The following is a 255-nucleotide window of genomic DNA, read 5'->3' on the forward strand; positions in this document are numbered from 1 at the left end:
TCCTGCGGGCGTGGAAGGCGAAACGCCCGTCGCCGTCGGGACATGAGGGCCGCTACGACCTGCGGGCGATCGTGAACGCGATCGTCTACCAGAACCGGACCGGCTGTCAGTGGGCGTACCTGCCGAACGATCTGCCGCCCTGGTCCGCGGTGTACTACTACTTTGCTCTGTGGCGCGATGACGGCACCGACGCGGCCATCCATGATCTGCTGCGCTGTCAGGCGCGGGAACGGGCCGGGCGGGCCGAGGACCCGA

General features: G+C 68.6%; 1 protein-coding gene. It reads left to right on the forward strand.

The window, feature by feature from the left end:
* A partial coding sequence (locus tag QSK31_RS48690; RefSeq protein ID WP_285692027.1) for a transposase occupies positions 1-255 on the forward strand: 255 nt, incomplete at both ends.

The sequence above is a fragment of the Actinoplanes sp. NBRC 103695 genome (assembly GCF_030269485.1).
Classification (GTDB): Bacteria; Actinomycetota; Actinomycetes; order Mycobacteriales; family Micromonosporaceae; genus Actinoplanes.